Raw genomic sequence first — 18,815 nt, 5'->3', positions numbered from 1 at the left:
CGCCTGCGAGGCCGAAGCCTCTTCGGCGAGGCGAAGGCCCGGGCATCCACGTTCTTGGCGCGGATCGAAAGATCGTGGATGGCCGGGACAAGCCCGGCCATGACGGTTTTCTTTGTCCGCTCGTCCCTCACTTGTGGATCAGCGTTCCCGTGCCCTGGTTGGTGAAGAGCTCAAGCAGCACCGCGTGCTGCATCTTGCCGTCGATGATGACGACGCCCTCCACGCCCTGCTCCAGCGCATAGATGCAGGTCTCGACCTTCGGGATCATGCCGCCGGAAATGGTGCCGTCGGCGATCAGCTTTCGCGCGTCCTTGACCGACAATTGCGGGATCAGCTTCTTCGACTTGTCGAGCACGCCAGGCACGTCGGTGAGCAGCAACAGGCGCTTGGCCTTCAGCGCGCCGGCAACCGCACCGGCAAAAGTGTCGGCGTTGACGTTCAGCGTCTGGCCTTCCTTCGAGGTTGCGAGCGGCGCCAGCACCGGGATCAGCTCGTAGCCGATCAGCTGGTTGAGCAGCGTGAGGTCCACCTTCTCGGGATCGCCGACGAAGCCGAGATCGATTGCCTTCTCGATGTTCGAGCCCGGATCGATGATGGTCCGCGTCGTCTTCGACGCCTTCACCATGTTGCCGTCCTTGCCGGACAACCCCACGGCCTTGCCGCCGGCTTCGTTGATGTAGCCGACGATCTGCTTGTTGACGGAGCCGGCGAGCACCATCTCGACGATCTCGATGGTCGCCGCATCGGTGATGCGCAGGCCGGCTGCGAATTCCGAGACGATGCCGAGGCGCTTGAGCATGGTCGCGATCTGCGGGCCGCCGCCATGCACCACCACCGGATTGATGGCGGTCTGCTCCAGCAGCACGATGTCGCGGGCAAAATTCTTCGCGGTCTCCTCGTCGCCCATGGCATGGCCGCCATATTTGATGACGATGGTTTCCTCGTCATACTGCTGCATGTGCGGCAGCGCTTCCGACAGGATGCGGGCCTGGTCGAGCGGGGAGATGTCGGTCATGTCGCGGATCTCGCTGGCGGGACTGGAGCGGCCTGCGTTCTATCCGATTGGCGGGCGTGGCGCAAAGTGGTCTTCGTGCCCCGGACGCAGCGCAGCGCTTCTTCAGCGGTGCGCTGCAGAGCCGGGGCCCATGCGGCTTGCTGGGTCCCGGCTCTGCGGAGCGTCACCATAGCGCGTCGAAGACGCGCGTAAACGCGCTTTAGGTGCCGCACCGCGTCCGGGACACGAGACCTATTTCCGCGCCACCACCGCGGCCAGCGTCACGGCCAGCCAGCTCGCGATCATCACCGTCCCGCCCGTCGGCGCTGCGTATGGAAACAGCGAGTGCCCGGCATATTGCCGCAAGGTGAGGTCGCCCGCGAACAGCACGGCGCCGATCACGAAGCCGAATGCACCGATGAGGCCAATTCCGCCGTGCAGAAGGCCGCGCGCCAGCAGGGCGACAGCTGCAAGTATGGCAGTTGCATGAAACAGCAGCATCGCGCTGGCCGAGGCCAGCCGGCTCGCATCGCCGCCATGCGCCGAGGCGGCGGCCAGCGCGACGCCGGCGGCGCCCATCAAACCGGCAAGTCCGATCAGCAGGCGCTGCGCCACCATCACGTAGCGCGCTCTTCCAGCAGTTTCGCCATCGCGGCGCGCAAGCTCTCCATGCCGGTCGAGCTGCGTGACGAGGTCGCGAGCACGTTCGGGAACGAGGCCGGATGCCTGGCCAGCGCCGCCTCGGTTTCGGCGATGCGCGATTGCAGCTCGGAGGCCTTCACCTGGTCGGCCTTGGTCAGCACGATCTGGTAGCTGACCGCGGAGCGGTCGAGCGTCTTGAGGACCTCGAGGTCGACCTCCTTGAGGCCATGCCGCGCGTCGATCAGCACGTAGACGCGCGCAAGCGAGGCGCGTCCCAGCAGGAATTTGTGGATCAGCTCGGTCCAGGACGCCACCTGGCTCTTGGGCGCCTTGGCATAGCCGTAGCCGGGCATGTCGACCAGGCGCAGGTCGGTCTTGCCGGGGACCTCGAAGAAGATCAGCTCCTGGGTGCGTCCCGGCGTATGCGAGGTGCGCGCCAGCGCGTTGCGCCCCGTCAGCGCGTTGATCAGGCTCGACTTGCCGACATTGGAGCGCCCGGCAAAGGCGACCTCCAGCCCCGCCATCGGCGGCAGCGTCTGGATCGAGGGCGAGGCCCAGATGAACTGCCAGTCGCGCGCGAACAGCTTCCGCCCGGCCTCGATCAGCTTGTCGTCTGATTTATCGGTCATCTGGAAAGTCTATCCTCGCGTCTTGGCCGGGCAAAAGCGCGAAGCGCGTCTTCCCATTCAAATGTCCCGGCCATCCACGTCTGTCTGCGCGGTACCCTCCAAAACGTGGATGCCCGGGACAAGCCCGGGCATGACGCTGTGGAGGCATTTGCGCCCGCATGACCGGGCACGCTTCGTGTGCAGCTACGTCGCCTTCTTCGCGAACGTCGCCTTGAGATTATCGAACAGCTCCACCTTCACCCCGTTGCGGCGCATGATGTAGCTCTGCTGGATCACCGAGAGCAGGTTGTTCCAGGCCCAGTAGATCACGAGGCCCGCCGGGAAGCCCGCCAGCATGAAGGTGAAGATCAGCGGCATCCAGTTGAAGATGATCTGCTGCGTCGGGTCCGGCGGTGTCGGGTTCAGCTTCATCTGGAACCACATCGTGATGCCCATGATGATCGGCCAGATGCCGAGCGCGAGGTAATGGCCGAACACCGGGATCGTGGTCGGATCGAACGGGATCAGCCCGAACAGGTTGAACAGGTTGGTCGGATCCGGCGCCGAGAGGTCCTTGATCCAGCCGTAGAACGGCGCGTGCCGCATCTCGATGGTGACGAACAGCACCTTGTAGAGCGAGAAGAACACCGGGATCTGGATCAGCACGGGGAGACAGCCGGCGACCGGATTGATCTTCTCCTTGCGGTAGATCTCCATCATCTCCTGCTGCTGCTTCACCTTGTCGTCGGGATAACGCTCCTTGAGCGCCTGCAGCTGCGGCTGAACCGACTTCATCTTCGCCATCGAGGCGTAGGACTTGTTCGCCAGCGGGAAGAACAGCAGCTTCACGATCACGGTCACGAGCAGGATCGAGATGCCGAAATTGCCGAAGAAGCGGTAGAAGAAGTCGAGGCCGAGGAACATCGGCTTGGTGATGAAGTAGAACCAGCCCCAGTCGATCAAGAGATCGAAATGGTTCAGCCCCAGCTCCTTGTTGTAGCCGCCGAGGCCGGCGAACGGGAACACGCCGACCACGCCGGCTTCCTTGGCGCCGGCGAACAGCCGCGCGTTCGCGGTCGCAGTGCCGCCGATCGCGACGGTGACGGGGTCGAGCAGATAATCGGTCTGGTAGGTGTGGACGTTGCCGGATGGGTTCGATGAGAAGCGCGCCTGCAGCTGGGCATTGGTATCCGGCAACAGCGCCGAGGCCCAGTACTTGTCGGTGATGCCGAGCCAGCCGTTGGTGACCTTGAAGTCCACCTTCTTGCTTTCGTCGATCTTCTTGTAGGCATATTCCTGCAGGCCCTGGTCGCCGAGATAGCCGATCAGGCCTTCATGCAGGATGTAGTAGCCGGAGACCTGCGGCGCACCGTGGCGCGAGATCAGCGCGAACGGATAGAGCGTAACCGGCGCATTGCCGACATTGCTCACCTCGTCCTTGATGGTGAAGAGATAATGGTCGTCGACCGCAATGGTGCGGCGGAAGGTGAGACCATCGCCATTCTCCCATTTCAGCACCACCGGCGTCGTCGGCGTCAGGCTGCCGCTGCCGTCCTGCTGCCAGACGGTCTGGGCATCAGGCATCTTCGCCGTCACGCCCGTCGCCGCCACCCAGCCGAATTCGGCGTAATAGGGCTCCGCGGTGCCCGAGGGCGAATAGAGGATGATCGGCGGCGACTTCGGATCGACCGTTTCGCGGAATTGCACCAGCGCGATGTCGTCGATGCGGCCGCCCTTCAGCGCGATGCTGCCGGCAATCCGCGGCGTGTCGATCTTCACGCGCGGGCTGGCTGCAATCGCGGCCTCGCGCGCCACCACGGGCTGGGCCTGCTGGGTCGCGCCCGGCGTTGCCGGCTGAGCGGCGTTGCCCGGCTGCTGCGGCGCCGCGCCCGGCGTCGCGGAGGCCGACGGCTGCGGCGTGGTCTTCTGGAGCTCGGCCTGCGTCTGCTGCTGGGCGCGCTGCTTCTCCATCGCCGGCACATTGTAGAAATACTGCCAGGCGATCAGGACGAGGCCCGACAGAATGACGGCGAGGATGGTATTGCGATTGTCGGTCATCTCTGGGGTCTCGTCATCATTCCGGTTTGCGGCTGGCAGCAGGAGCGGGGCGGGGCCCGGTACGGTCAGTCCTCGGGCTGCGTCCATTCGCAGGTCCCTTGGCCGTATGCCGCGCCGGCTTCGTGAACGCCATGCGCAGATCGTCGAGCATGGTGGCGAAGTCGCGCGAGAGCGCGCCGCTTCGTCCGACCAGGACATAATCATGATGGGGCTGCATCGACACCGGATCGAGCCGCTTCACCAGTTCGCGAAGCCGGCGCCGGATACGATTGCGCGCGGGGGCGTTGCCGTTCTTTTTGGTAACGGTGAAGCCGATACGGATCGGGCCGCCGTCATCGCGGGGGCGGCTTTGCAGGACGAACGCGGGACTGTTCACCCGCGCGCCATTGGCAACGGCGACGAAATCCGCCCGCTGCCTCAGCCGATCCATGATGAAATCCCGGAAAAGGGGGTCCGGCTCAGGCGCTCAGACGCTTGCGGCCGCGAGCGCGGCGGGCGGCGAGAACCTTGCGGCCGCCGGCAGTGGCGAGACGGGCACGGAAGCCGTGACGGCGCTTGCGCACCAGTTTGCTGGGTTGATAAGTCCGCTTCACGGGTTTTTCTCCGCTGACCGGGCAATTTGCCTGTAGAATTGATGGTAAAGTCCCGAAGATGCGGCCCAAAACGGGCCGTTTCCGGCCCCAAGAGAGCCGCTCCCGGTGTCGCACCGGGTCATCGCGGACAATTTGGCCGGCTTATAAGCGAGCGCCTTGTTTTCGTCAACGCCGCACAAGCGCACGATTCCGGTGAATATCGCTGTTTGTGCGGGGTTTTTAACCCTTGAGGTGGCGACTCGCGATATCAGCGCTTACATCCCACCTCGGCAGATTAGCGATCCGTAATTTGACCGGACCGAGGTCGGGCCGCATCTTCATACTGCCAATCCTTCATCCGCCAAAGGCGAGGGCGACTTTCGTGGCAACGACAGACCTCCAGCCGGTCCGGGATCAGGATCAGCCGGACCCGCCGGCGATGCGCCCCCGTGGGACGCGCGGGCTCGGGCTGTCAGGCAAGTTGTTGCTGCTCACCGTCCCCCTGGTGATGATCGCGGCCGTGCTGCTCTATGTGCCCGCCATTGCCAACTTCTGGGTCAACCGGCTCAACGACCGCGTCGCCGCCGCCAACACGGCGGCGCTGGTGCTGGATGCGGCGCCGCTCGGCATGGTTCCCGATTCGCTGTCGCGCCAGATCCTGAAAAGCATCAATGCCCGCGCCGTCGCCATCAAGATGGGCCAGCAGCGCCGATTGCTCGCCAGCGACAACATTCCGGCCGCCATCGAGCATGACATCGACCTGCGCGACATGACGGCCTGGGACGCGATCACCGGCTCGTTCCGGATGATGCTGGAGACCGGCAACCAGGCCATCCGCATCGTCGGCCCCGGCGTCGGCACGGCCCAGTTCATCGAGATCGTGACCGACGAGTTGCCGCTGCGGCAGCAGATGTACCGGTTCTCCCGCAACGTCGTGGTGGTCGCGCTGATCATCGCCGCGCTGACCGCGGGCCTCGTCTATCTGGCGCTTCATTATCTCTTCGTCCGCCCGATGCGGCGGCTGACCGCGAGCCTGGTCGGCTTCCACGAGAACCCCGAAAGCTCGGCGGGGATCATCGTGCCGAGCCAGCGCAGCGACGAGATCGGGGTCGCCGAGCGCGAATTGTCGGACATGCAGCGCGATTTGATGTCGATGCTGCATCAGAAAAGCCGGCTCGCCGCCCTTGGCCTCGCCGTGTCCAAGATCAACCACGATCTGCGCAATCTGCTGGCCTCGGCCCAGCTGCTGTCGGATCAGCTCGCCAGCGTGCCGGATCCGCGGGTGCAGCGCTTTGCGCCAAAGCTGGTGCGCTCGCTCGAGCGTGCCATCGCCTTCTGCCAGTCGACGCTGTCCTACGGCCGCGCCCAGGAGGCCGCACCGGACCGTCGCATGATCCTGATCGAGCCTGTGGTGCTGGAGGTGCGCGAGACCGCGGGCCTCGCCTCCGACGCCTCGATCGCCTGGGTCGCCGCGATCGATCGCGGGCTTGCGGTCGATGCCGATCCCGATCAGCTGTTCCGGGTGCTGCTCAACCTCGTCCGCAACGCCGCCCAGGCGCTGGAAAGTCACGCCTCCGGCGAGGGTGGGGTGCAGCAGATCCGGATCACGGGAAAACGCGAGGGCGCTGTCGCAATTCTCGAGGTTTCCGACACCGGCCCCGGTGTCCCCCAGAAGACCCGGGAGCACCTGTTCGAGGCGTTCCAGACCTCCGGCCGCCCCGGCGGCAGCGGCCTTGGCCTCGCCATCGCCGCCGAGCTGGTCCGCGCCCATGGCGGCGACATCCACCTGGTCGAAGGCACCATCGGCGCCACTTTCCGTATCGTCATCCCCGACCGCCCCGTCGAGCTCCTCTCCATCCGCAACGAGCGGCAGAGGGCGTAAGTCGGCCCAAGGCCGAGTTCTTCCGTCATTGCAGGGTCTGGAGCACTCATCTATCCGTCATTCCCGGGCGCGACGACGTCGCGAGCCCGGAAATCCATAGCCACCAGCGGGGGTTATGGATTTCGGGCCTGGCCCATTGGGCCATCCCGGAATGACACCGACCCCGTCATTTCCTTGCAAAATCTCCCCATCCCGGACCTTGCCAATCGGGGCAAGAGCGGTTAGTCAGAGCGCTCTTTCGCACCCCTCCGGCGCTGTCCGGAGGCTGCCTGCGGGCTTAGGTCCGCACTGTTCGCGAAAAACGCGCCCGTAGCTCAGCTGGATAGAGCATCAGACTACGAATCTGAGGGTCGGACGTTCGAATCGTTCCGGGCGCGCCATTCTTCGCCGAAAGGTCAGGACCTAGCAGCATCTGGTCGCCAGACGGGCCCGAGACCGGATGGCGATGCCGTGTGAGGAGCGGAATGAAGATATCGCAGGCGTTCAAGTTCGAGGCGGCGCATCGGCTGCCGAACGTGCCCGAGACCCATCGATGCCGCCGGCTGCACGGTCATTCCTACCGGGTCGAGGTCCAGCTGGACGGGCCGGTCGATCCGCACACCGGCTTCGTCGCGGATTTCTTCGACATCGAAGAATGCTTCGCCGACATCCTGGGCGCGCTGGATCACCACTGCCTGAACGAGGTCAAAGGCCTCGAGAACCCCACCGCCGAGAATATCGCGATCTGGATCTGGGACCGGTTGAAGCCGAGCCTTCGACAGCTGTCGGCGGTCCGGGTCTATGAAACGGCGGATTGCTGGGCCGAATATAACGGGCAGTGACGACGGCCCTGCGCTGACTTGGCCGGGCCATCGGCTCGATAGAGCATCAGGCGACGGATCTGAGGGGCGGACGTTCGAATTGTTCCGGGCGCGGCATTTCGGTAGTAAGTACGTCCATGCGTACCATCGGTCGTCTGTTCACCTGCCTCGCTCTTTTCCTCGCCATCGCAGCCGTCCCGGTGCTTCCCGCGCGCGCGGCCGAAACCTGCCCGTTCATCAGCGCCCAGGATCTCGCCCGTGCGATGCCGGCGCTCAAATGGTCACTGATTTCAAATCAGGACGGCCGCGGCTGCATCTACCAGGCCGGGCGCGGCGACACGATGATGCTCTCCGTGTTCCGCAATCCCGACAAGGACCGCGCCAGGGAATTGTACGCGACCTTCGTCAAGACGCTTGGCGAGCGCATGCCGCTCAACGCAGTCGCGGGGATCGGCGACGAAGGCCAGGGCGGAACGAGCGCGGCCGGCGCGGAGCGCCAGGAAGCCTCGGTCGTCGCCTTGTCAGGCGATTACATTCTGCAGATCACCGTCTATCCGATCGGCCGGCGCGCTGATGAAGCGCTGCTCGGGCCGGTCACCGAAGCCGCGCGCGTGGCCATAGGCAGCGTGAGCAAGAGCAGCGAACGGTTCGGCAATTGCGAGTGGCTCACGGCCGCGGATGCCGACGGCTTTCTCGACACGGGCACGCTGACGGTGCAGCGGACCGGCGCGGGCAGCTGCATGATGTTCGATCGCGAGGCCAACACCATGACCGTCGCGGTGATCGCGACCTCGCGCGACACCGCCATCGGCATGATGAAACGCGCAGGCCCCTGCAAGCACACGGCGATACAAGAGCTCGGCAGTGAAGCGTTCGGCGAGTATTCCTGCACCAAGGGCAACGGCAACGCCGTCACCATCTATGTCTGGAAGAACGGCAGGCAGGCTTCGATCCTGTTCGCGCCGGTCAAGCCGCATCCGGAGTCCGGCTCGGTCGAGCGCCTGAAGGCGGTCGCCGGGCGGGTCTACGGGAAATTGTAACGGCGCCGGCCGGCTTCAACCGCCCGCCAGCACCTCCTTGCACTTGGCCGCGAAGGCGTTGAGGTAGGCGCCGATCTCGCTGGCCAGCGCCTCGGACCGATCGACATTCTGCAGGCTCATGTTGAGCGCGTAGACCGGAAGCCCGGCCAGCACGATGGGCGTGGCAACGGCGAGAACGCCGGGTTGCCACGACACCGCGCAATAGCCGTTGCGTTCGACCGAGCGTATCGATGTCCTGACGTCCGCAAGCAGCGCCTTCGTGGCCGCAGTGCTGCGCCGCTTGAACAGTTTCAGCAATCGCTCGCGCTCGGCCTCGGCAATGCCGGCGAGATAAGCGCGACCGAGCGACGTTAACTCCATCGGGACCTGCTGGCCGGCGACGACGTTGCGCAGTGCCGCGCGCGGGCTGTAGCGGATCGACTCCAGGTAAACCATCATGGTGCGATCCGCGGTCGCGAGCCCGACGTTGAGCCGGCGCTTGGCCGATTCGGCCCGCATCATCGGTCCGATCGCGTTGAGCACCGGTGATCCCGTCCGCATCGCGTGACCGATGCTGATGACGGATGCGGCAAGCCGGTAGGTCCGCTGGTTACGGACCTCGTCGAGCATCCCGGAATTGACCAGCGTTCGCGTCAGCCGGCTGACCGTCGATCGCGGCAATCCTGTTCGCTCCGAAATCTCGCCGTTGCCAAGCGTGTCGACGCCGGGCCGGAACGACCGGAGGATCTCGATGCCCCGTTCGAGCGACCGGTTGCCGTCAACCCCGCCCGCATATCTGCGTACCTGCGGCACATCAGCCTCCGCTCAGCGTTTCCACTAAGTGGAATTAGGGGGATGTTACGGCGGGCGCAAGCCGCTATCAGCCCAGCGAAGAAGAACGCCCGGCCGTGCTGGGGCTCAACGAGGAAACGGCACGGCCTGAAATCGGCATTCGACATCCGCAATGCGTCGCGGCGATCGATCCGACTCCAGCCAGGGAGCTTGCCATGTCCTATCAGCTCATCGAATTTTCCGTCGAGGCCGGTGTCGCGACGATTGCATTCAACCGGCCGGACCGGCGCAACGCCATGAGCGACGACATGCGCGCCGAGTTCGTCGCTGCGCTCGAAACCGTGGCTCGCGAGAGGGCCATCAAGGCTCTGGTGCTGACGGGGCGCGGCAGTGCGTTCTGCGCCGGCGGCGATATCAGCGGAATGAAGCGCCGGCTCGCGGCGCCGCAGGGCGAAGTTGCATTCAACGGATGGAGCCGTCAGCAGGGCGTGCATCACGTGCAATCGTTCCTGCTCGGGCTGCCGAAGCCGACGATCGCCGCCGTCAACGGCGCTGCGGCGGGCCTCGGTGCGGACACCGCGCTGGCCTGCGACTTCGTCATGGGCACGGAGCGATCGAAGTTCACCTGGTCCTACATCAAGCGCGGTTTGATCCCCGACGGCGGCGGCCTGTATTTTCTGCCGCGCCGGGTCGGGCTTCCCAAGGCGAAGGAGCTGATCTTCACCGGACGCGTCGTCGAGGCCGACGAAGCGCTCGCGCTCGGCATCGTCGATCGCAAGGTGACCTCGAGCGAGCTCCTGTCGGCCGCGCAGGCCTGGGCGGTCGAACTGGCTCAGGGCTCTCCCACCGCGTTGGCGTTGGGCAAGAAGATCCTGAACGAGACGTTCGAGCATTCCGCGCACGACATTTTCAGTCTCGGCAGCCAGGCGCAGGCCATCTGCTACACCAGCGCGGAGCATCGCGACGCCGTGACGGCGTTCCTTGCGCAATCCGCGTCGAAGGATTGAGCCATGGATGCGATCGAACGCCTGATCCGGCCGCGTAGCGTCGCTGTCATCGGTGCATCGGCGGACCCGAGCAAGACGTCGGGGCGCCCGGTGTCCTATCTCCGGAAGCATGGCTTTGCGGGTGCGATCTATCCCGTCAATCCGAAGGTCGAGAACATCGGCGGTCTGACCTGCTACCCCGACGTCGCCTCGCTGCCCGATGTGCCTGATGTCGGTCTTGTCCTGCTTGGCGCCGAGCGCGCGCACATCGCGGTGCGCGAATTGTCCGAGCGGGGGGCTGCCGCCGCGATCGTTCTCGCCAGCGGTTTCACCGAAGCCGGGGCGGAAGGCGCCGCGCGCCAGCAACAGCTCATGCAAGCCGCCGGCTCCATGCGGATCCTCGGGCCGAACACGATCGGCCTCGTCAACCTCACCGACAATATCGTGCTGTCGGCGTCGGGCGCGCTGGCGATGGATGACTTCCCGGCGGGATCCATCGGGTTGATCTCGCAGAGCGGGGGCATTCTCGGAGCCTTGCTGTCGCGCGCTGCGGCGCGCGGTGTCGGGCTGTCGAAGCTCGTGTCGACCAGCAACGAAGCCGATCTCGAACTCGCTGATTTCATCGACTTTCTCGCCGGCGACAGCGCAACCAGCGTCATTGCGCTCTATGTCGAGGCGATCCGCAATCCATCTCGCTTTCGCGAGTCGGTTCTGAAAGCGCGACGCGCCGGCAAGCCAATCGTCGCTTTCAAGATCGGTCGATCGGAGGCAGGCGCACAAGCGGCCGTCTCGCACACCGGCGCGCTTGCCGGCTCGGACCGCATGTATGACGCCTTGTTCAGGCAACTCGGCGTGATCCGCGCCAAAACCTTCGAAGACCTGCTCGACATTCCCGCAGCCCTTGGTGCGGGACGGAAGCTGTCCGGCCGGCGTGTTGCGATTCTCACCTCGACCGGCGGCGCCGGCACGATCGTATCAGACAGTCTCGGCGTCGCCGGCTTTGCAACGCCCGCCCCCGACCCTGAGACTGCCGCGCAATTGCGCGCCCTGCAGTCGGGACCGCAAGCCAATCTCGATCGCAATCCGATCGATGTGACCTTGGCCGGTCTGCAGCCGGATCTGCTTCGTGCCGCGATCCGCATCCTGCTCGCAAGTCCCTCCTACGATGCGCTGGTCGTCATTGCCGGCTCGTCAGCGGTGGGATCGCCGGGCCTGATGGCCGATGCCATCCACGACTGCCTGCCGCTCAGCGACAAGCCCGTCATTGCCTATGTGAGCCCCTACGCGCCCAAGGTGGTTTCCGTCCTCACCCGCCGAGGCGTCCCGGCCTACACCTCCGCCGAGAGCTGCACGGCTGCGCTCGACGGGCTCTTGCGGGCCGGAGCGCCGGAGCAGGTCCAGACACCCACCTCGCCCCTGACGGCGGTCGATGTCAGCGACTTCCCGGCGGGATCGCTCGACGAAGCACAGGCCAAAGCGCTGTTCGCCCGCTTTGGTGTTCCGGTCGTGGCAGAGAAAGTGGTCGCGACGGCGCGCGAAGCCGAGCAGGCGGCGCGCGACCTCGGCGGCCGGGTCGTGCTCAAGATCCTCTCGCGCGAGATCGCGCACAAGAGCGATGTCGGCGGCGTCGCGGTCAACCTGACCGCCGAAGCCATCGGCAGCCGCCTGATGAAGATGGCGGACGAGGTCGAGGCCAAGGTCGGGACGCGGCCCGCCCAATTCCTGGTTCAGGAGATGATTTCAGGCGGCGTCGAGATCATTCTCGGAATGCATCGCGATCCCCTGGGAACGGCCATCCTCCTCGGAATGGGCGGCGTCACCGCCGAACTGTTCAAGGACACGACGATGCGCCTGCTGCCAACGGGTGCCGGCCTCAGCCATGCCGACGCCCTCGCGATGGCGCGCGATCTCGTCACATGGCCATTGCTGGACGGTTTTCGCGGCCGGCCGAAATGCGATGTCGAAGCGCTCGCGGAAGCGATCGTCGCTTTCTCGCGCCTGGTTGCGCAACTGGGCGATCACCTCGTCGAGGCCGAAATCAATCCGGTCTTCGTGCTGCCGGCGGGCCGGGGCGTGAAGGCGGCAGACGGATTGGTTGTTCTCGATGCCTGAACAAAATCGGATGGAGTTCCAGATGGCCAGTGGCGGAATCATCAATCACGACGGCGCGCGCGGGAACGGCTTCGCCGTGCGGCGCTGGCTGAACCTCGCCATCCTCGCTTGTGCCGTCGTGCTGGCGGTCGCCGGGCTGGGCGCCTCGCCGGCGCGCGCGGAATATCCCGACAAGATCATCAAGATCGTGGTGCCCTTCGCAGCCGGCGGCGGGACCGACATCATCGCGCGAACGACGGCGCAGGAAATCCAGACGGACCTCGGCAAGTCCGTCATCATCGAGAACAAGCCGGGCGCCGGGACCATCATCGGGACCCAGACGGTGGCCACCAGCGAGCCCGACGGCTATTCGCTGCTGATGGCGACCTTCGCGCACGCGGTCAACCCGAGCCTGTACAAGAAGCTGCCGTTCGATCCGCACACGGATTTCGCGGCGGTCTCGCTGATCGCGCGGTCTTTCAATATCGTCGTGGTCAATCCGGCCTCCAAGATCAACTCGATCTCGGATTTGATCGCTGAAGCCAAGGCCAATCCCGGCAAGCTCAATTTCGGAACGTTCGGCACCGGCACCTCGGCTCATCTCGCGGGCGAACTGTTCAATGCGATGGCGAAGGTCAAGATGACCGCTGTGCCCTACAAGGGCGCGGCGCCTGCGATCAGCGATCTCCTAGGGGGACAGATCGACGTGATGTTCACCACGGTGGCCAGCGCGGCCTCGCTGGTGGCTGCAGGTCAGCTCCGGGCGCTGGCTGTCACGTCCGCCGAACGTTCGGCGGCATTTCCGCAATTGCCTGCAGTCGCCGAGGCCGGGGTTCCCGGCTACGCCGCCGAATCCTGGTACGGACTGTACGCTCCGGCCAAGACGCCCGCTCCGGTGATTGCGCGTCTCAATCAGACGATCGCAAAGGCGGTTCAGTCCGGTGCTTTCAAGAAGCTGGAGGCCAACGAAGGCCTCATCATGGTCGGCGGCGCTCCGGAACAGCTCGATCGCTATGTCGGGCAGGAGGAAGAGCGCTGGCGCAAGCTGGTCAAGGACGCCAACATCGAGGTGCAATAGGACAGCAGGAGGGTGCCTGCGCATCGCGAAACATTGCGCAAGCACGCTCCGCTTCTATCTGGCCTCGCTAGAGTGTTCTGCTCGGTCGGATGACAGCCCTCATTCGGAGACGGCCAGAACGGTCAGCCCCCTGGTGCGCTTGTCCGGCGTCTCGAACTCGATCCGCTGCCCCACCGAGAGGCCGATCAGGGCCGCGCCAACAGGCGTCAGGATCGAGACCCGGTTGAGTTCGATGTTCGCCTCGTGCGGATAGACCAGCACGATCTCCCGGCTGGCACCTTTCTCGTCATCGCGATAGGTTACTTTGGAGCCCATCCTGACCACGCCGCGCAAATCGTTCTCTGCGGCGACCGACGCGCGCTCCAGTTCGCGCGCCAGAAACTGCGCGACACGGGGAAACAGATCCATGGTCGAATTCGCCAGCGAGCTCAGACGTCGCGATTCGTCTTCCGTGATCTTGATCGGTGGCAACGCCGGCTGGTCGCGCCAAATCTCGGCTTCGAAGTTGTGCATTTGAAATCTCCTATGCTGCAGTTGGTCCGGGATCGTCATCGCGCGGCTTGCTGCGCCGATGAGCCCGGAAGAGCGGGACGACGTTGGGGCTTGATTGGGTGACGTTCTGAACCCTGACGACGTTCAGGCAGCCGGCGAGGATGTATGGCATTTGGTCGCCGACCCGCAGGCCGATCAAGGCAGCCCCCAATGGTGTCAGGACCGAAATGCGGGCGGGATCCGACCAACACTCCTCGGGCCAGGCCAATTGCACGATGCGACGCGGAACGCCCCAGTTCGTGCAACAGGTGACCCATGATCCCACGGTCACGCGCGAACGGAGATCGTCCCAATCGTTCGGCACGATGTCGGCGCGGTTGATCTCACTGATGAGGAATATCCCGTCCAAATCGCCTTTTTGGGCGGCAAGGCGGGCAAGCCGTTCGAGTCGCGGATAGTCCGATGCGGCGAGCGCGATTTTTGGAAGAGGCAGCACGGCACACTCCTTCTGCTTCAAGACGACCTCTCAGGGCGAGGTCACGAAAGCTGGAAAAGAGCCCGGACGGCGCAAGCACCGTCCGGCTAACCGCCTGCTTGGAGGCGGCCGGCGTGAAGACCAAAGCGCGCGGTGCGCGCATCTATGTCGACGACATATGCCATGACATCCTGACTATAGTGATTCATTTCACGGCGACCATTGCGGCGAAACCGCACAGCCGCGAGCGATCGAACCGTCGCCGGCAGTCTATGATTTGGATTTGGCGGCGATGCGAGCTTCAGAGTCCACGGCTCTGCTGCCAGCAACGGAACCTCCGCCGGCGGCTGACGGTCTCGTCTCAGGATTCCCCATCATTGATCTGAAGCAATGATGATCTCGACCACCAATGCTAGAACGACTCGCAAGTCGCGACTCAGGGCTCCCCGGCCAGTCGCGGCAATCGCAGCGCGTGTTGGAATCTGAGGGCTCAATGGGACGACTACTGAATATCGTGACGCCGCTGCATACGGCGACGAAGCGCGACTACATGGGCCGCATGAACGACGACAAGATCGGCTGCTCGCTGAAAGCGCGGGAATACGAGGCCGACTATTGGGACGGCGACCGCCGCTTCGGCTATGGCGGCTACCGCTTCATCGAGGGGCGCTGGGCGCCGGTCGCCAAGGCGCTGATCGAGACCTATGGCCTGAAGAACGGCTCCAGCGTGCTCGACGTCGGCTGCGGCAAGGGCTTTCTGCTGTACGAGATGCAGAAGATCCTGCCGGGTTTGAAGGTCGTCGGCTTCGATATCTCCAAGCACGGCCTCGAAAATGCACACGAGCAGGTGAAGCCCTACCTCTTCAACTATCGCGCCCAGGACATCTACCCCTATGGCGACGACAGTTTCGATCTCGTCATCTCGCTCGGCACCCTGCACAATCTTCGGCTGTACGAGCTCGAAGCGGCGCTCAAGGAGGTCGAGCGGGTCGGCAAGAACAAATACGTCATGGTCGAGGGCTACCGGAACGTCGCCGAATTGCACAACCTCGAATGCTGGGCGCTGACGGCGGAGTCGATCCTGCATACGTCGGAATGGATCTGGCTCTACGGCAAGCTCGGTTACACCGGCGATTACGAATTCATCTATTTCGAGTGATCGGGCGCTCTCATGGACATCAAGACTGCCAAGGCGGCCATTCTCGTCGAATCCGGCAAGCCGCTGATCGTCGACGAGTTCACCTTGCCCGACAGGCTCGAACACGGCCAGGTGCTCGCGCACGTGCACACGTCGAGCATCTGCGGCGCGCAGATCAACGAGATCGACGCCGTCAAAGGCGTCGACAAGTTCCTGCCGCATCTTTTGGGACACGAAGCGCTCGCCACGATCGTCGAAACCGGACCCGGCGTGGTCTCCTGCAAGCAGGGCGACACCGTCGTCATGCATTGGCGGCCCGGCAAGGGCATCCAGTCCAATACGCCGGCCTATTCCTGGCGCGGCAAGCGCCTCAATGCGGGCTGGGTCACCACCTTCAATGAATATGCCGTGGTCTCGGAGAACCGTGTCACGCCCGTTCCCGCCTCGATCGACCGCACCAGCGCGCCGCTGCTCGGCTGCGCGGTGACGACCGCACTCGGCGTCGTCAACAACGACGCGCAGATCGCCATCGGCGAAGCCGTCGTCGTGTTCGGCGTCGGCGGCGTCGGGTTGAACATCGTGCAATTCGCCGCGATGGTCGGCGCCTATCCGGTCATTGCGGTCGACCGCCTCGACAACAAGCTGGCGATGGCGAAGGATTTCGGCGCCACCCACACCATCAACTCCGAAGCGGTCAAGGATGTCGCTGCCGCGGTTCGCGCCATCACCGGTTCGGACGGGCCCGACAAGGTGGTAGAGACGACGGGCGTCAAGAATCTGATCGAGCTCGCCTACGAGATCACGGCCAAGAAAGGCCGTTGTATCCTGGTCGGCGTTCCCCGCGAGAAGGCCGAGATCTACACGCTGCCGTTACATTTCGAGAAGGTGCTGAAGGGCTCGGAAGGCGGGCAGTGCCAGCCCGCGCGCGACATCCCGCGTCTCGTTCGCCTGAGCGACGCCGGCAAGGTGAGCTACCGCGGGATCGTGACCCACGAGTTCGCGCTCGACGACGTCAACGACGCGCTGGATTTGATGCGCAGCGGCACATCGGGGCGGATCCTGCTGAACATCAGCTGAGCGCGGCGGCGACGACGCCGACAACATGCCGACGCTGGCGCTGCAGCAGCCAGGCTGCGATCGCCATGTTCACGATGTTCCAGGCGATGCCATTGACCAGCGCCGAAGCGTAGGAGCCGGTCCAGTCGTAGGTCGCCCCGGCCATCCAGGCCCCCAGCGCCATGCCGGCGAGCGTGACCGAGATGGCGAGGCTGACGCGGAAGCCGGCTTCCCGCGCCGGGAACAGCTCGCGGACGATCACCGCATAGCTCGGCACGATGCCGCCCTGCGCCAGGCCGAAAATGGCGGATACGACGTAGAGTGAGACCAGCCCGTTGAACGCTAGATAGAGCGCGAGTGCCATGGCCTGCATCGCCGAGCCCAGCAGCAAGGTCGGCAGGCCGCCGATGCGGTTCAACAGCCAGCCGAAAACAAAGCGGCTCGCCACGCTGAAGCCGAGCATGACCGCCAGCATTTCGGCACCGCGCGCAGAGCCGTAGCCGAGGTCGCCGCAATAGGCGACCAGATGGACCTGCGGCATCGCCATGGCGACGCAGCAGCAGATGCCGGCTAACGCCAGCAGGCCCTGGGTGACGGAAGGGGGCAGGCCGATGGTCTGCATCGTGCTGCCGCTGCCCGCGGCTTCGCGTGCGGCCATGCGGGCGAGGGGTCGCTGCAGCAAAACCAGAGACAGCGGCAGCATCGTCGCCAGGCAGAACAGGCCGATGCCGATATGGGTCTGCCGCCAGCCATACGCGGCGATGGCGTGCTGGACGATCGGTGGCCAGACCACGCCGGCCAGAGAGCTGCCGGCCATCGCCATGGAAATGGCAAGGCCGCGGTGCTTGTCGAACCACAGCGAGACGTCGGCGACCAAAGGCGCGAAGCTGGCCGCGCCGCCGAGGCCGATCGTGAGACCTGAGATCAGCGCGAACACGAACAGGCTCGGTGCGAAGGCGGTGAGGACGTAGCCGAGGCTCATCAGGACCGTGCCGCCGGCCAGCGGCGGCAGGATGCCGAAGCGATCTGTCAGGCGGCCGATAACGATGCCGCCGATCATGAAGCCGATGATGGCGAGCGTGTAGGGCAGCGTTGCCTCGGCGCGGGGCGCGTTGAAATCGGCCTGCACCGCCGGCAATGCCACGACCAGCGACCACATGCCGACGCAGCCCAGGGTGCTGAGTGCCATGGAGACGGTGAGGCGAATCCAGGAATAGAAGTTTTCGATCGACGGCGTTTCGGGTGGCACTGCGACAGGTTTCCTCGGGCTGGGCTAGGATCGGCCCTGGGGTATCGCTCGCCGTCAGCGGCGACAAAGCAGGATTTCTCTTTTGTCGAGCGAGCGAAACTCATGCATCCTGCCGGCTTCCCGCATCGCCCGGAGCCGGCCATGACGTATCTGCTGCCGCCACTCAATGCCCTGCGCGCCTTCGAGGCCGCCGCCCGCCATCTCAGCTTCAAGCAGGCCGCTCACGAGCTGCACGTCACGGCCGGTGCCGTCAGCCAGCAAGTCCGCCTCTTGGAGGAGCGGCTGGGGGTGCAGCTGTTCGAGCGACGGACACGGCAGATCATTCTGACCGCTGCCGGCGAAACCTATCTGGCGCGGGTCCGGGAGGCGTTTCGCTGTCTTGCCGAGGCCACCGCCGAGCTCAAGCCCGAGGGCGTCACAAGCCTGCTGCATATCGGCCTCCACGCCAGTTTTGCGATCGATGCGTTGCGGGCGCGCCTGGCGCAGTTCCGCCGGGCCGAGCCCCAGCTCGCCATTCGCATCAGCCAGCCGGCGGGGCTGCACGAGCTGCTCGAAGGCAAGGTCGACGTCGTGATTGCGGACAGGGTGCAGCGCTGTCCCGGCTACAGGTGCGAGCCCCTGCAGAGCGGCTTCCTGATCGGGCCGCTTGGCACTGCCGATTGTCCGGAGATCGAAACCTTGCGGTCCTGCCTGCTTGGCGATGTCGAGCGCGCGCGGCCGGCCGCGCCGAGGGCGCCGCTGGCTGCCAGTGCGGCAGGCCCGGCACGCAGACCATCCAAGCCGTTCTTTTCCGCCTGAACGGGCCGGTTCGCAGGCATTTGCCATGACGGCTTCGCGCGCCGGCCGTAACCGCCGGTTAACCATGGATATTTACGGTGTCGAA

Annotated in this window: 19 protein-coding genes and 1 tRNA gene; 10 read left to right on the top strand and 10 right to left on the bottom strand. The window is 64.9% G+C overall.

Going from position 1 to position 18,815, the window contains the following annotated elements; genetic code table 11:
- Positions 1-127: 127 nt before the first annotated feature.
- The 6 genes from argB to rpmH form a co-directional block, all read right to left on the bottom strand.
- Complete coding sequence (argB, locus tag XH81_RS17375) at positions 128-1,015, bottom strand: acetylglutamate kinase (RefSeq protein ID WP_028140832.1); 888 nt, start codon at positions 1,013-1,015, stop codon at positions 128-130.
- A 231-nt stretch (positions 1,016-1,246) separates the two neighbouring features.
- Positions 1,247-1,612: a DUF423 domain-containing protein gene (locus tag XH81_RS17370; RefSeq protein WP_038974805.1), complete on the bottom strand. Its 366-nt coding sequence runs from the start codon at positions 1,610-1,612 to the stop codon at positions 1,247-1,249.
- Positions 1,612-2,265: a ribosome biogenesis GTP-binding protein YihA/YsxC gene (yihA, locus tag XH81_RS17365; protein WP_038947348.1), complete on the bottom strand. Its 654-nt coding sequence runs from the start codon at positions 2,263-2,265 to the stop codon at positions 1,612-1,614. Before yihA ends, XH81_RS17370 begins: the two co-directional genes overlap by 1 nt.
- A 183-nt stretch (positions 2,266-2,448) precedes the next feature.
- Entirely contained in the window at positions 2,449-4,302 is a 1,854-nt protein-coding gene (gene yidC / locus XH81_RS17360; protein WP_038947350.1) for a membrane protein insertase YidC, read from the bottom strand.
- 16 nt (positions 4,303-4,318) lie between these two features.
- The gene (gene rnpA / locus XH81_RS17355) at positions 4,319-4,732 is read right to left on the bottom strand and encodes a ribonuclease P protein component (RefSeq protein ID WP_271596307.1); all 414 of its coding nucleotides are present in this window, start codon (positions 4,730-4,732) and stop codon (positions 4,319-4,321) included.
- 28 nt (positions 4,733-4,760) lie between these two features.
- Positions 4,761-4,895 carry a 50S ribosomal protein L34 gene (gene rpmH, locus XH81_RS17350; RefSeq protein ID WP_008542748.1) on the bottom strand — a complete coding sequence of 45 codons (135 nt, stop codon included), beginning with the start codon at positions 4,893-4,895 and terminating at the stop codon, positions 4,761-4,763.
- Between the two features lie 418 nt (positions 4,896-5,313).
- Between rpmH and XH81_RS17345 the strand changes: the two genes are divergently transcribed.
- The 4 genes from XH81_RS17345 to XH81_RS17330 all read left to right on the top strand — a co-directional run bounded on the left by XH81_RS17345 (position 5,314) and on the right by XH81_RS17330 (position 8,596).
- Positions 5,314-6,756: an ATP-binding protein gene (locus XH81_RS17345; protein ID WP_049806495.1), complete on the top strand. Its 1,443-nt coding sequence runs from the start codon at positions 5,314-5,316 to the stop codon at positions 6,754-6,756.
- A gap of 303 nt (positions 6,757-7,059) precedes the next feature.
- Positions 7,060-7,136: transfer RNA gene (locus XH81_RS17340), tRNA-Arg, on the top strand.
- Positions 7,137-7,220: 84 nt separating this feature from the next.
- The gene (gene queD, locus XH81_RS17335) at positions 7,221-7,577 is read left to right on the top strand and encodes a 6-carboxytetrahydropterin synthase QueD (RefSeq protein ID WP_271596306.1); all 357 of its coding nucleotides are present in this window, start codon (positions 7,221-7,223) and stop codon (positions 7,575-7,577) included.
- 116 nt (positions 7,578-7,693) lie between these two features.
- Positions 7,694-8,596: a hypothetical protein gene (locus XH81_RS17330; protein WP_271596305.1), complete on the top strand. Its 903-nt coding sequence runs from the start codon at positions 7,694-7,696 to the stop codon at positions 8,594-8,596.
- 15 nt (positions 8,597-8,611) lie between these two features.
- On the opposite strand, the gene XH81_RS17325 is transcribed toward XH81_RS17330, so the two are convergent.
- On the bottom strand, positions 8,612-9,388 hold the full coding sequence (locus XH81_RS17325; protein WP_095425073.1) for an IclR family transcriptional regulator: 777 nt from the start codon (positions 9,386-9,388) through the stop codon (positions 8,612-8,614).
- A gap of 194 nt (positions 9,389-9,582) precedes the next feature.
- Here XH81_RS17325 and XH81_RS17320 point away from each other — a divergent pair, with 194 nt between their 5' ends.
- From XH81_RS17320 to XH81_RS17310, 3 genes are read left to right on the top strand one after another with little or no spacing between them, the layout of a single operon-like run.
- The gene (locus XH81_RS17320; RefSeq protein ID WP_095425074.1) at positions 9,583-10,374 is read left to right on the top strand and encodes an enoyl-CoA hydratase/isomerase family protein; all 792 of its coding nucleotides are present in this window, start codon (positions 9,583-9,585) and stop codon (positions 10,372-10,374) included.
- 3 nt (positions 10,375-10,377) lie between these two features.
- Positions 10,378-12,465 (top strand): acetate--CoA ligase family protein, encoded by a 2,088-nt coding sequence (locus tag XH81_RS17315; RefSeq protein WP_028140821.1) that lies wholly within the window; start codon positions 10,378-10,380, stop codon positions 12,463-12,465.
- 22 nt (positions 12,466-12,487) lie between these two features.
- Positions 12,488-13,522 carry a tripartite tricarboxylate transporter substrate binding protein gene (locus XH81_RS17310; RefSeq protein ID WP_038972267.1) on the top strand — a complete coding sequence of 345 codons (1,035 nt, stop codon included), beginning with the start codon at positions 12,488-12,490 and terminating at the stop codon, positions 13,520-13,522.
- Positions 13,523-13,621: 99 nt separating this feature from the next.
- On the opposite strand, the gene rnk is transcribed toward XH81_RS17310, so the two are convergent.
- Both rnk and XH81_RS17300 read right to left on the bottom strand, forming a co-directional pair.
- Positions 13,622-14,035, bottom strand: a complete 414-nt coding sequence (gene rnk, locus XH81_RS17305; protein ID WP_049801940.1) for a nucleoside diphosphate kinase regulator — start codon at positions 14,033-14,035, stop codon at positions 13,622-13,624.
- 10 nt (positions 14,036-14,045) lie between these two features.
- A complete protein-coding gene (locus XH81_RS17300) occupies positions 14,046-14,510 on the bottom strand; it encodes a GreA/GreB family elongation factor (protein ID WP_240536439.1) in 465 nt (154 codons plus the stop codon).
- Positions 14,511-14,982: 472 nt separating this feature from the next.
- Between XH81_RS17300 and XH81_RS17295 the strand changes: the two genes are divergently transcribed.
- On the top strand, positions 14,983-15,648 hold the full coding sequence (locus tag XH81_RS17295; protein WP_028140817.1) for a class I SAM-dependent methyltransferase: 666 nt from the start codon (positions 14,983-14,985) through the stop codon (positions 15,646-15,648).
- A gap of 12 nt (positions 15,649-15,660) precedes the next feature.
- Positions 15,661-16,704, top strand: coding sequence for a zinc-binding dehydrogenase (locus XH81_RS17290; protein ID WP_028140816.1), 1,044 nt, complete (start codon positions 15,661-15,663; stop codon positions 16,702-16,704).
- Here the strand turns inward: XH81_RS17290 and XH81_RS17285 are convergent.
- A complete protein-coding gene (locus XH81_RS17285; protein ID WP_028140815.1) occupies positions 16,697-17,932 on the bottom strand; it encodes an MFS transporter in 1,236 nt (411 codons plus the stop codon). The two genes, XH81_RS17290 and XH81_RS17285, sit on opposite strands and share 8 nt — an antisense overlap.
- Before the next feature lie 141 nt (positions 17,933-18,073).
- Here XH81_RS17285 and XH81_RS17280 point away from each other — a divergent pair, with 141 nt between their 5' ends.
- Positions 18,074-18,730, top strand: a complete 657-nt coding sequence (locus XH81_RS17280) for a LysR family transcriptional regulator (RefSeq protein WP_028140814.1) — start codon at positions 18,074-18,076, stop codon at positions 18,728-18,730.
- The last annotated feature ends 85 nt before the right edge of the window (positions 18,731-18,815 follow it).

The sequence above is a fragment of the Bradyrhizobium sp. CCBAU 25360 genome, assembly GCF_028128695.1.
In the GTDB taxonomy this organism is placed as follows: domain Bacteria; phylum Pseudomonadota; class Alphaproteobacteria; order Rhizobiales; family Xanthobacteraceae; genus Bradyrhizobium; species Bradyrhizobium ottawaense.
The sequence above is the reverse complement of the archived record's forward strand: the minus strand, read 5'-3'. Positions and strand labels throughout refer to the sequence as shown.